Origin of the sequence: Paenibacillus sp. FSL K6-3182 (assembly GCF_037976325.1) — a bacterium.
Taxonomy (GTDB): Bacteria; Bacillota; Bacilli; order Paenibacillales; family Paenibacillaceae; genus Pristimantibacillus.
In genome coordinates this window covers 2,251,519-2,265,552 of sequence record NZ_CP150265.1, presented here as the reverse complement: position 1 = coordinate 2,265,552, position 14,034 = coordinate 2,251,519, and the positions used below count along the sequence as shown (strand labels likewise).

The 14,034-nt window shown below is 42.7% G+C and carries 14 protein-coding genes and 1 other annotated feature; all 14 genes read right to left on the bottom strand.

The window, feature by feature from the left end; all coding sequences use genetic code 11:
- Positions 1 to 100: 100 nt before the first annotated feature.
- The 14 genes from MHH56_RS09870 to MHH56_RS09805 all read right to left on the bottom strand — a co-directional run bounded on the left by MHH56_RS09870 (position 101) and on the right by MHH56_RS09805 (position 13,959).
- Positions 101 to 1,114 (bottom strand): S66 peptidase family protein, encoded by a 1,014-nt coding sequence (locus MHH56_RS09870; RefSeq protein WP_339209544.1) that lies wholly within the window; start codon positions 1,112 to 1,114, stop codon positions 101 to 103.
- Positions 1,114 to 2,163, bottom strand: coding sequence for a hypothetical protein (locus MHH56_RS09865; RefSeq protein ID WP_339207956.1), 1,050 nt, complete (start codon positions 2,161 to 2,163; stop codon positions 1,114 to 1,116). The genes MHH56_RS09870 and MHH56_RS09865 overlap by 1 nt, the downstream gene beginning before the upstream one ends.
- A gap of 41 nt (positions 2,164 to 2,204) precedes the next feature.
- Positions 2,205 to 3,119 carry an NAD-dependent epimerase/dehydratase family protein gene (locus MHH56_RS09860; RefSeq protein ID WP_339207955.1) on the bottom strand — a complete coding sequence of 305 codons (915 nt, stop codon included), beginning with the start codon at positions 3,117 to 3,119 and terminating at the stop codon, positions 2,205 to 2,207.
- Between the two features lie 53 nt (positions 3,120 to 3,172).
- Positions 3,173 to 4,036, bottom strand: coding sequence for a MerR family transcriptional regulator (locus MHH56_RS09855; RefSeq protein ID WP_339207954.1), 864 nt, complete (start codon positions 4,034 to 4,036; stop codon positions 3,173 to 3,175).
- 5 nt (positions 4,037 to 4,041) lie between these two features.
- Positions 4,042 to 4,959: an aminoglycoside phosphotransferase family protein gene (locus tag MHH56_RS09850; RefSeq protein WP_339207953.1), complete on the bottom strand. Its 918-nt coding sequence runs from the start codon at positions 4,957 to 4,959 to the stop codon at positions 4,042 to 4,044.
- A 215-nt stretch (positions 4,960 to 5,174) separates the two neighbouring features.
- On the bottom strand, positions 5,175 to 5,561 hold the full coding sequence (locus MHH56_RS09845) for a bleomycin resistance protein (RefSeq protein WP_339207952.1): 387 nt from the start codon (positions 5,559 to 5,561) through the stop codon (positions 5,175 to 5,177).
- Positions 5,562 to 5,625: 64 nt separating this feature from the next.
- Entirely contained in the window at positions 5,626 to 6,090 is a 465-nt protein-coding gene (locus MHH56_RS09840; protein WP_339207951.1) for an NUDIX domain-containing protein, read from the bottom strand.
- A gap of 4 nt (positions 6,091 to 6,094) precedes the next feature.
- On the bottom strand, positions 6,095 to 7,741 hold the full coding sequence (gene metG, locus MHH56_RS09835; protein WP_339209543.1) for a methionine--tRNA ligase: 1,647 nt from the start codon (positions 7,739 to 7,741) through the stop codon (positions 6,095 to 6,097).
- Positions 7,742 to 7,783: 42 nt separating this feature from the next.
- Positions 7,784 to 8,045, bottom strand: a binding site (T-box leader).
- Positions 8,046 to 8,309: 264 nt separating this feature from the next.
- Positions 8,310 to 9,773: a serine hydrolase gene (locus MHH56_RS09830; RefSeq protein WP_339207950.1), complete on the bottom strand. Its 1,464-nt coding sequence runs from the start codon at positions 9,771 to 9,773 to the stop codon at positions 8,310 to 8,312.
- 38 nt (positions 9,774 to 9,811) lie between these two features.
- Positions 9,812 to 10,285: a GNAT family N-acetyltransferase gene (locus MHH56_RS09825; protein ID WP_339207949.1), complete on the bottom strand. Its 474-nt coding sequence runs from the start codon at positions 10,283 to 10,285 to the stop codon at positions 9,812 to 9,814.
- Positions 10,286 to 10,322: 37 nt separating this feature from the next.
- Positions 10,323 to 10,580, bottom strand: coding sequence for a hypothetical protein (locus MHH56_RS09820; protein WP_339207948.1), 258 nt, complete (start codon positions 10,578 to 10,580; stop codon positions 10,323 to 10,325).
- 18 nt (positions 10,581 to 10,598) lie between these two features.
- Positions 10,599 to 11,171, bottom strand: a complete 573-nt coding sequence (locus MHH56_RS09815) for a GNAT family protein (protein WP_339207947.1) — start codon at positions 11,169 to 11,171, stop codon at positions 10,599 to 10,601.
- A gap of 139 nt (positions 11,172 to 11,310) precedes the next feature.
- Positions 11,311 to 13,143 (bottom strand): ABC transporter permease, encoded by a 1,833-nt coding sequence (locus MHH56_RS09810; protein ID WP_339207946.1) that lies wholly within the window; start codon positions 13,141 to 13,143, stop codon positions 11,311 to 11,313.
- 9 nt (positions 13,144 to 13,152) lie between these two features.
- Positions 13,153 to 13,959, bottom strand: coding sequence for an ABC transporter ATP-binding protein (locus MHH56_RS09805; protein WP_339207945.1), 807 nt, complete (start codon positions 13,957 to 13,959; stop codon positions 13,153 to 13,155).
- Positions 13,960 to 14,034: the final 75 nt, after the last annotated feature.

The window sequence follows — 14,034 nt, the reverse complement described above, 5'->3', positions numbered from 1 at the left end:
CGAAAGACGGACTCACCTCTGCTGTAAATACTGCTGCTACGTTCTCTTAATTCTAGGATCAGCACTATATTGCAAATAGAATTCTTTTGACCTTTGCCACTTATTTAAAATACTGCTTGACTATACCTTTACCCTCATTAACTTCCACTTCGGCATAAGCACCGTTTATGAGCGTAATTTGCGGAGGGACATGCCCGCAATCCACATCATAAATGATCGGAATTTGAAGCTCTTCAGCGAGCTCTTGATATACATCTTCAACGGTATAACCATCTACAGGTTGATTTGCTGGACTCCGTCCGAACAAAATGCATGGGCTTTGCTCAAACCAGCCTGCCAGCTTCATTTGAACCAGTGATCTTCGTAAATCTACGGTCGATAACTCACAGTTTTCGAGGTACCACAAAATAGGCTCACCATCGATAAACTGCTCTCGAAAAGCGGATACATCACCATAAGGTGTGCCTACTAAATGTCTAATCACATCAATACAGCCTCCAAGTATACGCCCCTCGGTCTTCACTTGTTGGTTGGAGGTCGATTTCCAGTATGTAGGCTCGTTCAAATGAAATACAAAAGGGGTTGGATTATCGTGCTGCCATTCTTTTTGATAATTGTTAGAAGAGTATTGAATGATAGATTCTCCCGCCTTAGTTGATAAAACCGGTTGCCACATGGCTGTCGTCTCATCCGAATATTCGCCTCTTAGATCAAATAAATTAGCACCATGTGCAGTCGCTATGCCTGTCTTTAACGTAGTCGCAAACAGCAGCACGCTTATATCTGAATAGCCCATTATCCATTTATCATTTAAGCGGTTGAAATCAATATATTCAAGCATCTCAATCAACAGCTCACCTCCCCATGGAGGAATGACGATATCAATGTGATCGCTGCTCATCATTTCATTAAACTCATCGGCACGTTTTTTGGCAGGTGATGATTTGGCTTTATTTTGCGTCCAAACTGTCTCCCCACAAATGACTGAATACCCTTTCGTCTCCATACGTCTGCAAGCCAGCTTAAACGAGTCATACATAGAAGCAGAAACCCCATGCGATGGTGCCGTTACGCCTATCGTTGCTCCTTCTTCAAACCTCGGATATTTGATCATCATTGTCCCCCAGCATAAATGTCTTTTAAAATAGAGAACGCGTCATTCTCTAATGCCATTAGCTCTTTAACGATGGTTATACACTGCTCTTTTTGTTTCACTTCGCGCTCTCGTGGCTCTTGATATGGATACATCTCTTTCAGCTTATTAGATCGAGAGACAACTTGTCTATATGTATGGATTAACTCATTTAGGCTTTGTTCTTCCGAACCTGATGGTGTTCTCTTTAATTCCGTCAGGAACTGCACGGCATGACTCCTAGCTTCGCACAAAATCTCGATAAATAAACTAAAATAATATTTATCCATCGTTTCGGTGTCGAGTGCGTCCAGCCAGCGTTCGTAAGCTTTTGCACCAACAAGATACGTTTTATCCTGCCACCGATAAGCGCCATCCTCATTTAAACGAATAACATAATCAAGCGCTTCTATAAAAGCGGTTCGTTCGTCTACTGCTTGAATAGGAACAACCGAATGCAAAGAAATGAGGCCGCTTGCCTTGTTTTTTTGTTCGGATTTCTCTCGATTCTTTACACAGTTTATACAAGGACAACAACTTAGACCTAAGAAACTCCAAGGTATTGCATCTTCGCTGTGCTCATACCCTGTATGCCAATTATATGTATAATAACCGTGATCATCATGGGCGTACACGACAGATGTCTGGTTTTGAATATCAATATTTTTAGAAAAAACGGGATGATTGGCACGTAAGGCGCGCTTTGCTTTCTCCCATGCTTCCGCTTGCAGACGTTTAAAGTCTTCTCCTTCCGCATAAGCATGCAGCCCACTAACCTCTAATCCAATATTGCGAACAAGCCGAAAAACCTCCGGCTCGGGAGGTCCCCCGTTAGGCTCAACTAGTCTTTCATCAATGACATGTAAGAAAGCAAGCCCCGTCATGCCATAAATCCATGCTGCCGATAGAGGCATTTGATAAAAGTCAGCCGTAGATTTAATGGCACCGATTAAAGAACTGTCCAGTCCACTAAATTTGTAATGATCAATTTTCACCAGTGTGTTAGCACTCCATTGATTATTTTCATCCATAGGTGTACCTCCATCTCTTCATGGTCACGCCTGCAAAACCTCTACCCTACAGTGGATTCCAATGTTTTAGCTATAGCTTCCTCTAAGGGTGTAGCCGTCAAGCCAAACTTCTCTGAAAATAGACTGCTGTCAATAATAAAATCATTTTCGAACTGGTACAGCATTTCGATGCTTTCTCGCGCTGCCGGTATAAACAATCCCCCTATTCGAAGCATCGTTTTTCCCATCGTTTGAATGTTTGCAGGGAATCCAGCAAGTCGATAAGCTGTTTCAACAAATTCTCTTGTTGTAACTGTAGCATCGTTCGGAACATGCCAGGCACGGCCAAATGCATCTTCATGTTGACTTAACACAACGAGCGCTTTCCCAAAATCATCGATAAACGTATACGTATGCTTCTTATCCGGATTCCCCATAACCGTGCACGCTTTGCCTTTCACTATCGGCTTGAACAACCGTGAACCAACAGAAGAATGGTGAACATTCGGTCCAAAAAAATCCGCTCCCCGCCCCATCGTCACCTGCAGCATTCCCTCTTGATAGAGCTGCAGCAGTCGACTAGACATGTCTGCGCGTACTTTCCCCTTTTTAGTCACAGCTGTGTACGGTAATCCTTCAAGCATGCTCCCATTAACCTGCCCATACATATATACATTTTCGGCAACGACCAGCTTCGCTCCTGCAGCTATAGCTCCCGAAATGATATGCTCCTGAAAAGGCAAAAACAATTCATGCCACTTCTGATATGGCGGCTGCGCACACTGAAAGACAACCTTTGCATGTTTCATTATGGCCTTTGTCTCATCCTCATTCATTACGTTCGCTTGCTTTACACTCACCCCTGAAGGCACAGTCGCTTTCCCGCTCAAACTAACCATTTTGACAGGTTCTCCAAGAGCAACAAGCTCCCTCATGACGGCCATACCCAGCGGACCCGTTCCGAAAATCACATTCATATTGTTTTTTCCTCCCCATTTGGTGAATAAAAACAATATAAACCCTATAGTAACTATAGGGTCAACGCTTTTCGAACAGAAACTTGAAGCTCTACAATAAACTCCTCCGGCTTCATCATTTGAGCCATATCAACCAAATACAGCTCAATCGATGGGCCCGCTTCGATGTAGTTATGCTTCTCCATCCACTCCAGCAGCTTGCTGTAAATCCGTTTGCACGATTCAGCATTCGGAATTCCGCAATAAAGAGCTGTAATATACTCGCCTTCAGGAATAATTCGGCTATAATCATTTGGAGCGTGAGCACCAATAGCGTCAGTAGAAATACAAAACTCCAAATCAGAATCCTCTCGATCAAATGTCAAAATATTTTCATGGTAAATCGTCATCAATTGCTTCGGAATTAATCCATTTGCTTCCGCCTGCTGAAATAATCGTGTAAACTTCACAACCGATGCTTCCATCCCGCAGGCTGATCTGCTGCGATCAGATAGGATAAGCCGCTCCGGCAAATGTTTTAATTCCACTAACACATCAAGGTTTTTAAGCTCATCGCCTAAATCCAGCAAATAATTGATTTGTTCCGATCTCTTTCCAATCAGTTGTACCAGCTGCTCTAATTGTTCTATTTCAGTAATCGTGTTCCTTCGTTTTAATTCTAGCTTCTCTATTAAACTGCTTAAGCTTCCATCTTTTAAAGCTGCTTTTATTTCATCAAGAGAAAATTGCAATGTTTTCATGTCTTGGACGATTTTAATATAAAGAAGTTCATAATTGGAGTAATACCGATAACCAGTGGATTTATCCGTATGGCTGGGTATGACCAAGCCGATCTTGTCGTAAAAGCGCAGTGTTTGAACAGCGATATTACATATCTTTGCCGCTTGGCCTATAGAGTAGAATTGATCGTTGCTCATCGAATCTATTCCCCTTTGAGAGTCTCGCCTGTTAATAGATCTATCAGCTGCAAAATGGGCCCGGCTAATTCAAGTTGTTTCGTTGCAAACTCCAGATCACCATGCCCTGCGAGAGCAAAATCCAGATTGCCTAAGGTAGACATCAATATGCGTGCAGAAACTGCAAATCCAAATGCCTTTTGATCAGAAACAATATCAGAATGATTCAGCATACATGTGAAAGCTGGCTCTTGTGTTCCACCAAATAAAACAAGGTTGCCAACATAGGAGGCCAAATCCCAGTAGTGGGGCATTAATGATATGTCCTCAAAATCCATCCATAACCAGCCCTCCGGGCTTGGTATCAGGTTTCCTGCATGGGCATCTCCATGACTTGGTACTAACAAGTCTAGCTCCTCCCGCATCTGCTCATCCCATTTATGAAACTTCTGCAATAATGCTTGTATTCGTTCATCGGGGTTTTGGATTAATCTTTGTGCTGATTGACAAGTGCGCTCCCAAACACCAAGCATAGGAACCTCACCTTCGAAGTCCTTCATCGCCTTAGAAAGTTTGTTAATAAGATCAACTGCTTCCTTCGGTGATGGAGGTTGCAAGGCTATAGGAGGGACATAAGCCCACAGCGTCAGCCATGTATCTGCAACGTTATGAGGACCCGCATCAACAAGGCTAGTTGGCAGCAGCACAGGGACATTCTTGGAATGAAGGTAACGCGCTATAAGCAGCTCTCGATCCTGTATCTTGTATGCATTCTCTTCATCTGCTTCAGAGAGGACAATCGCTATTCTTGCCACAACGGGATAAGGAGCTAGATGAATAATTAAATTCCCACCCTCACTAAGCACATGAGGCGTGATATCCGTTAACCCCCATTCATTGGCCATAAATAATAATGATGAGATAAGCTCGTTTTTCTTAGGCATTGCAGCAGCTCCTTAACAAAGTTATACATTTATTTTAGCTTCACTGCTGTATCGCTCAAAGGTAAAAAACGTTTAATAGTCAACTCTAGGCAAAAACTGTCCAAACCATTTCTCAACGCTTCAACTTTATCTCATACTTCGATTAATGACATGCTTTATGCCATTATTCAAATCAAGACTTTTAAGTTCGGGCACATCGACTTAAAAAACATTGCTCACCCACCGAACGCTATACGATAACCGTTATTGTCGACAATGGTAAGCTCACTCCATCCATCTGACCAATGCGGTCCTTGCACAATCTTCACATCTTTTGAAATAAACAACTTATGTAACTGTCTTAATCCCTCAGGATTCGTATAACAGAAAGCATCAAAATAAAGTCCGCCTTCTACTGAGGAATTAGGCCGAATATCACTTTTCAATCTAGCCTCGTGTAGAATGAAGGTCACATCTCCGTAGTTCATATGGATGTGTCCGCCAATATTTTCTGAAGTAAATCCGATATCTTCATAAAAATGGATCGATTCGTGTATATCGGCTACTAGAAAAACCAATGATGGTCCTTTCAATTGAACCAAGTTTGCACTCTTATTTTCCACCAATAACAACTCCTAAAATTTATAATTTATTCTAAACTATTGCAACAAAAAGAAAATTCGATCATCACCCTCGCAAAATATCCGTTTTATGATTCAGTAGATCCCTAAAAAGCTGCTTCTGCACGCTGCTAATACATTCAATATCGATATCCTCCAACTTCGTAAAAACCAACTGCAGCGACTCATTATTGCTATCCTTATGCAGTACATTTTTACCATCCTCAGCTAATTTACCTGTTAAATCTACCGCAACGTTGAAGATAAACATGACGAATACAACTTCATTGCCATCAGGATATCGATACTGCATATTGGGACCAGTGTAAATGGAATACAAATCATATTCTGTTACATGCAGCCCCGTTTCCTCCAACACCTCTCTTATCATCGTATCCTCAATCTTTTCTCCCGCTTCCATTCCGCCGCCAGGCAGACCCCAATCTCCGTAGTCTGATCTTCTCTGTAATAATATTCTTCCAGCTTCATCTTTAATAATGGCTCCGCCAGTGACGATAATTCTCTTATTCATAGGCTCACTCCCTTTTGGATTGAATCTTTAGTGCATTTGTTTCTTCCTCAATGCGACCAACGTCAATACGCTCAAACAACAGCTCTAAACCTTGAATTTTTTGGTTAGCAGCTACAGTAATGAGCTCCCAGCTAGGCTCAGGAAGAGTTAGAAACCTTCTTATTTTCTCGCATGAGAAAGGAATAAACGGGTTCAACAATTGAGACAGATTCGCTATAATTTGCACGCAAGTGTTTATAGTAAAAGCACAAGCCTCTCGATTTTCTTTAATCTGAATCCATGGCTTTTGTTCATCAAAATATTTATTTGCTCTACGAATAGTAGCAAAAATTAACTCAATCGCTTCCTTTAGTCGTCCTTCTTCAATGAATGCACCTGACTCGACATATAAAGAAGTAATGGCTTTTATCCATTCCGCGCTCTGCTTGCTTTCAGGAACGTTTCCTTCAAAAGATTTATTCACAAACGCTAGCGTACGATTGACTAGATTGCCAAATGCGCCAAGCAACTCTCCGTTGTGACTATAAATAAATTCTCGCCAAGAAAAATCAGTATCCCGCTTCTCTGGACCGTTTGCGATCAGAAAATAACGAATAGAGTCTGGCTCATAACGCTTCAAAATGTCCGGCACCCAAACCGCCCAATTGTTGCTTGTCGAAAACTTTTTCCCTTCCAGCGTCATGTATACACAAGAGATGATTCGATCAGGCAAATGGTATTCCTCGGCGCCTATCAGTACAGCCGGCCATATCAAAGTATGAAAAGGGATATTGTCTTTGCCGTGTACATAATAAGCGGTTATATCCTCATTTCCGTCCTTCCAGAAGGCCTCCCAGCTGCCGCCTGTTTCAGCAGCCCACTGCTGGCTTGCCGATAAATATCCGCTCACTGCTTCAATCCAGACGTAAATTTTTTTATCCTCGAAGCCTGCAACCGGAACCGCCACGCCCCAATCCAAGTCCCTTGTCGCCGCTCGATCTTGAAGCCCTTCTGCAAGATATCTTTGCGTTAATTGTACTGCATTTTCTTTCCAACCTTTTGTTTTTTTTGCATACTTAGTCAATTCAGCTTGGAAGGAAGAGAGTGCAAGATAATAATGTTCCGTTGGCCGCTCAATTGGAGGATTCCCGCAAAGCTTGCATGTCTTGTCTGTCAGGTCGGCTGGGTCAAGCAAGGTTGAACAATAATCACATTGATCGCCTCTCGCACGGTTGCTGCAAACAGGGCAAATCCCTTCAACATATCGATCCGGCAAAAATCGTTGATCTGTTTCACAATACGTTTGTTGGATTGTTTTTTTATATAAATGTCCTTTTTCTAAAAGTGTCAAAAATAACTGTTGAACGACTTGGTGATGAAATGGCTGGTCTGTTCGAGTATACAAATCATACGTAAACCCAAGCTGTTTAAAACATTCAGCAAATTCCTGATGAAATCGATCTGCAATATCTCCCGGAAAAACACCTTCCTGAATCGCTTGCACCGCAACAGGTGTACCGTGACAGTCACTCCCAGATACGTACAACACCTTATTTCCTTTTGCGCGGTAATAGCGTGCCAATACATCCCCTGGCAATACACTCGCCAATCTTCCCAAATGCAATGAACCGTTCGCATAGGGCCAAGCACCGCCAATAAACACATTTGTCATCATAACTCCTCCTTTTTTTGACAAACAAAAAAGCCCTCATCCCAAAGGGACGAGAGCTGTGCTCACGCGGTACCACCCAATTTTATTAATGCCTCGCGGCATTAACCTCTTCAGGTACGATGCTTATGCATGTATACCCTAGCACAGTAACGGGTGCGGGTTCCGGCGCAGCCTACAACCATATGAGGTTTCGATGCGCAGCTCAGAGACCATATTCCCAAAGTTATTCTTTACCCCTTTTCAGCAACCGGAGCTCTCTGTAAAAAGACATCGCCTTGGTACTCTTTCTCATCGCAGCTTTTGTTAGAATATTCAATTTATTGGAATTATACTCAATATGATATTTCAAGTCAAGGTGATTATGTTACTGCCCACCTGCTCAATCCGACGATTGATTTCTGCTGTCAAAAAGAACTCACCTCACATTTTGTAATATATGATATTGGTCGCTAAACTCCGATTCGTTCGGTAAGTTAATATTTTTTTATTCCTGTATGTAAGAAAAAAGGACGCCGCTTGGCATCCTCTCTGAATTTCTGCTAAAGCGCATAACTATGCTGTCACAATACTAAACCTGCACACCAATTAATTCGTACGCTTCAAATCCAAATGAAACGTTATGGGTACATTTAAGTTCTATTTTATGATCATAAAAGCGAACGAAATAGGTTATCACATACGGGGTTTCTATGTAGATCAAAGTAAGAGATAGTTGGTTGCTGTCTATCCAACAAGCATTTGTAACCACTTCCTGATCATGTGTCTCCAAATCTTTCACAAAATGATCGATTGGATGGTTTATGGTGCTGAAGTTAAACGGATACGTCTTCACACTATGTTCGCCAAAAAATAACTTAAACTGAAATTCGTTCCCACTTGCTGCAAAATGAAGCTCAGTGAGTCCTTGATTATTATCCATGAATGAAAAACGAAGATCATCTAAGCGAATAGGACTAGGCTCACTTAATGCTGGTATGAACGGATTAGCCATTTTCAAAAGATGCTGATCTAAATCTGTTTTTTGTTCACCATCTTCAAAGAGGATATCCGTGTCTATTTGCAGGAGGATATGTTCATACACTAAATCTAGCATGGTTTGAAGCTGTTTCATGGAAGAGAAGCTCGATGTTGCCGCAATAACAACCTGATGTTTGGGCGACACAAAACATAACTGCCCATACCCACCATTCCCCATAAAGCAGCCATCACGACATAGAAAAAATTGATACCCATAACCTTGGGAAAAATCGATGCGCTCTTCGTCTCGCGATGTATCGCTTTGCATGCTGGTGGCGAGTGAAATGTATTTCTCTGAAACGATTCGCTGGCCATTAAATATGCCTTTGTTTAGCAGCATTTGCCCAAACTTAGCTATCCCTTCAGTAGGAATACTTAGTCCCATTCCCCCAGCAACGACGCCAAGTGGACAGGTTTCCCAAGAAGGGGATGAAATGCCTAGAGGCATAAACAAACGAGGCATTAAATATTCGGTTAGCTTTTGACCTGTTACTCTCTCAAGAATAGCAGATAACATATAGGTAGAATGTGTACTGTAACGATAATAGGTTCCTGGCTTATGCTCTACTTCCATTGCTAAATAGGCTTTAACCCAGTCCATTTGCTCTGCTACGCTTCTGTAAATATTGTCATGATGGCCGGCATTCATCGATAGCAGATGGTGAATGGTCATTTCAGCCAAGTTATCCGAAATCGCGAGAGGCAGCTTATCAGGAAAAAAAGAGATAACCTTGTCTCTTAAATCCAACAGGCCCTCGTCACATGCAATGCCTATTGCGATAGATGTGAAGCTTTTGCTAAGTGAGAATAACAGCTGCGGCGTGCCTGGACGATAAGGATCACGATAAAACGTGGAAGTAGCCTTGCCGTTTTGCATCAAGATAAAGCTGTTCAACTTCAAGTTTAATTGATTGATTTGTGTAAAAAACGCAAGCAATGACTTTGATGATAAACCATGGTTTTCTGGTCGACCCATTTCCATAACACTTATCAAGCCTTCAACATCGTTAGTCATGAATGCAATCACCCACTCTTTTATACTCAACGAATCTACTAGCTCAATTGTTTAATAAACGTCACTCTATCGTAACCACTGCTGAAATAGTCCTTTTCATATAGGCTGACCTCAAAACCGATCCGTTGATAAAACGTTATCGTGTCTTCATTCCCCGGATGACCTAAAGTATAAAGAATAATTTCCTTCTCTTTCAGCTCGTTTACTTTATTGCAGATGGTAGAAAGCAAAGCTTTGCCAACGCCTGCTCGTTGAAAATCCTTTTTCACGACTACGCCTACGATTTCATAAAGTCCTACATCATTATTAAATAGGTATCCTGCATGGCCCATTATTTGATTGTCATCGCTATAAGCTACATAATATTGGCTTTTACCCGCTGGGGCTTTGGCGAAGTCCGCCCACCGAGGCGGATATCTTTCAATAACGAAATCTGGGAATTGCAGCGGATGCTCCGATAATATATTTATTACATCCTGCCTATCGTTGTGCTCGAACAATCGAATATTCATAATCTATTATCCTCCTAGTCGGCATCATCTCGTGCATTCACTTAAGATTCTCATTAAAAATCTTTTTGTAAGGGGAAGTGTTAAACTGATCCTCGATCACGTCTACTCTTCTCCAAAATTCGTTCTCATCAAATCCGTCATAATCCATTACGATAAAATCTGCAAGGTTATGAAAAACATGCGCAATGCGGAAACTTCTATAAAAGTTTTCCTCGTTAAACTCGCCACTATTTTTTATATCAAGGAATGCTTGATATATCAGTTTCTCATACGCTTTCTTCTTTGTTTCATTCAAAGAAACCGCTCCCTTTAATCAATGGTTATGCTGTTCTACAAATTCATCCTTCGTTAGTCCAAATAAAATGAGATCTTTATACTCACCGTTTGTGTATATCACTTTCCGGCGAACACCCTCTTGCTGGCAGCCCAGCTTGATCATCATGTTTGTTGAGCCTGCGTTGCCTTCCAGTACATAGTCATTAAACTTATTAAGCCGTCTTTCCATAAAAGCATACTTTAAAAGAATTCTCATCGCTCTAGTCCCGTATCCCTTGCCTCGATGATCTCTATCGATCTGTATGCCAATGCTAAACGTGCCGTTTTTCTCATCGATACTATTTAGATTAACGCCTCCAACATTTTCAGCGTTTCTATTTTCAATCGCAAACATGATGCGCCTGTTGTCCGTAGAGAAATCAGCATAAGTTTCAACGAAATTTTTGGCCTCGGCAATCGTAGGCGGCAGCTCAACCGTGCACTCTAGTAGGCGCCGAGCTGGCGTATCAAAGCGGTTGAAGTAATGCCCTTCCCAGTCAGCGTCTTGAATTGCTCGTAATCTAATCTCCTCATCCTGCCAAAAATATTGACTATAATCTATTTCTCTCATGTGATCCTCCCCTAATCAATAATCGTATTAAGCGCTATTATACATAAAATTAATATTAAAAAGGAATTTATTTGTAATGTTCTATCCAAATAAAGAGCCCTCAGGTCATTCATCCTGAGAGCTCCTTTTTTGGTTACCTTTAATGTACAGCCTTGTCCCGCTTTGACAGCACGATGTTCTGGTACAATCGAACGGTTAATATATAGTAAGCAGCATAGATAACCACGAACAACGCAATGGGAATCCATAAGCGATAATATGGCTCAGTTAACATAAACGAGAAGAGATTCATACCAACTAGAACATGCGTGAGCCCAACGATACCAGGAAATAAAAATACGAGGAACAGCTCGTGATAGATTGAACGCGATAACCTCTCTCTCCTTACGCCAAGCTTGCTGAGCATCTCATATCGCTGAACATCCTTCGCTGCACCCGATAATATTTTGAACATTAAGCAGCTCGCCATCATAGCAAGAAAGGCGATGCCAAGGAAAAAGCCCATAAAGACTGTACCGCTAGCGATACCTATTGCATTCTCATAGTTCTTGTACTTGCTCCATGATAGGTACTCCCCATTGGATTTCTCTGTTTCCAGCTGGTCTAGTGCCTTCCATGACATCCGATAAGCGAGGAAATTACCCGTCCTTCCGATCACAACGAACTGTTCCTTTGCTTCAAGCTTTGCGAACTCTCCTGCATCAACAAGCCTGAACTCACTTATGGGTGGCGAAATCTCCCAGATGAAACCTCTCCACTTCTGACTGGACAGCTCTTCTGTATCCGTATTATCTGCATCACTCGCAGAGCCTGCTGGAAGAGGGCCTTTGATCTGTTCTATCTCATCCCAATACTCGCGGCCCTGCCCCGAATGAACAAATGGCCGCTGGCTCTCGAGGTCCTCTTTCGCATAATAAACCATTTCGTTCTCTATTTTGTAGCGATACTTGAACTGCTCCTTGAATGGAATGGAAGCGAGTATCTTTGCTTCTTCCGCATTCGGATTATGCACGATCGCGTCATAAACGCGGTAGCTCTCTCCCCTAATTTTCGCATCGTTCACAAAAGCCATACCTCCGGCAATTGCACCAGCTCCAAGTGCAATCAGCATCGCTACCGTTGCCAGCAGCTTCGTTAAGCCATTTATTCGGAAGCTCAGCTGGCCGAAAGTGAAGGCGCGGATTCCACGTGTTTGATTCCTCTTTTTCATTCTTACTACAAGTGGCGGAAGCAGCATCATAAACAGAAGGTACGTTCCGAGCGGTGTCATGAATGTGGCGGTATACAATCCATTCTCCCGCAGCTGCTCCATAAACGTAAGGGAGAAGTAACCGAGCCCGAGAGCAATTGCTCCGACGATGCTAAGTACAATTTTCCACGGGCTGCTTCCCCACAGCCGATCTGCTTGCATATTGCCATGGACAAGATGCAATACCTTCATGCGAGAAAGCTTCAGCTGATTCCATATCGCAGATAATCCAAATAAACAAGTAAAGAAGATAATAGTAAATAAAATGGCTGGTCCAAATAGGGCATGGTAACCGATAAGACTCGTCTGAAGCTGCTTAGCCATGAGATGCCCAACAAGCGTGGATAAGCCAAACCCGAGCCCAAGCCCAACCGCTAGTGAAATAATGCCGAGCGCAATCGTCTCAATAAACATTAAAGTACGTATTTTACTTTTGCGTGCCCCCAGAACGAGATAGAGTCCGAATTCCCGCTGGCGCAGCGACAGCAAAAAGCTGTTGGCATAAATAATGTAGAAAAAAGTGATCGCCGAGAGCAGTACCGAGCCCAATATATAGACGAGCCCTATCGAGTTGATAACTGCATTTGCCTCTGTAAAATCGCGGTTCCACGCCATCGTCTGGAACATATAGAAGATGGCTATCGACATGACAAGTCCAGCAAGCAGCACGATATAATCTTTGAATTTGCTCTTCATGCCGGATAAAGCTAGTTTTATAAGCATGTTCTCACCTCACTGCCTTTCCGATTCGTAAGTTTCATCGGATGCAGCAGCGGCAGCTGCCGAGCCATAATCGCCGAGCACGTCCAAAATTTGCTTATAAAAGGATTCACGGCTGCCAGTGCGGTACAGCTCTTTCACAAGCTGACCATCTTGTATAAATAAAATTCTTCCGCAATAGCTTGCACTGAACGCGTCATGAGTCACCATGAGAATCGATATTCGCTGTTCCTCGTTTAGACGCTTCATCGTCTCGAGCAGACTAACCGCATTTTTCAAATCAAGCGAGCCTGTCGGCTCGTCACCCAGCAGCAAAGCAGGCTCATGAACGATGGCGCGCGCCGCAGCTGTTCGCTGCCGCTGCCCTCCTGAGATCATCGCTGGATATTGTTCGGCTAGCGCTGTAATACCAAGATTGTCCATTACTTGACGCACTTTGATTTGGATCTCGCCAGCAGGGACGTCCTGTAAGGACAAGGGAAGTGCGATATTCTCATAGACTGTCAGATTGTCGAGCAGATTAAAATCTTGAAAAATAAACCCAAGCCGCTGCGCCCGGAAATCCGAAAGCTCACGGGCTTTCATTCGTGTAATATCTGTTCCAGCAATTGAAATCGTACCCTCTGTTGGATTATCCAGCGTCGAGATTACGTTGAGCAGTGTGGTTTTGCCCGAACCGGAAGCTCCCATAATGCCGATGAACTCTCCTTCTTGCATCGTGAACGAAATATTGTTCAGCGCATAAACCTGATTCGCCTTATTGCTTCCGTATATTTTGGATATTTGTCTTATATCAATAACGGGATTTTTTGTTGTCATAGCTTTGTGACATCTCCTTCTGCCTTGGTACCTGTACGATACCCTGCACTCTACTTAGTATAAGGAAGACGCCTA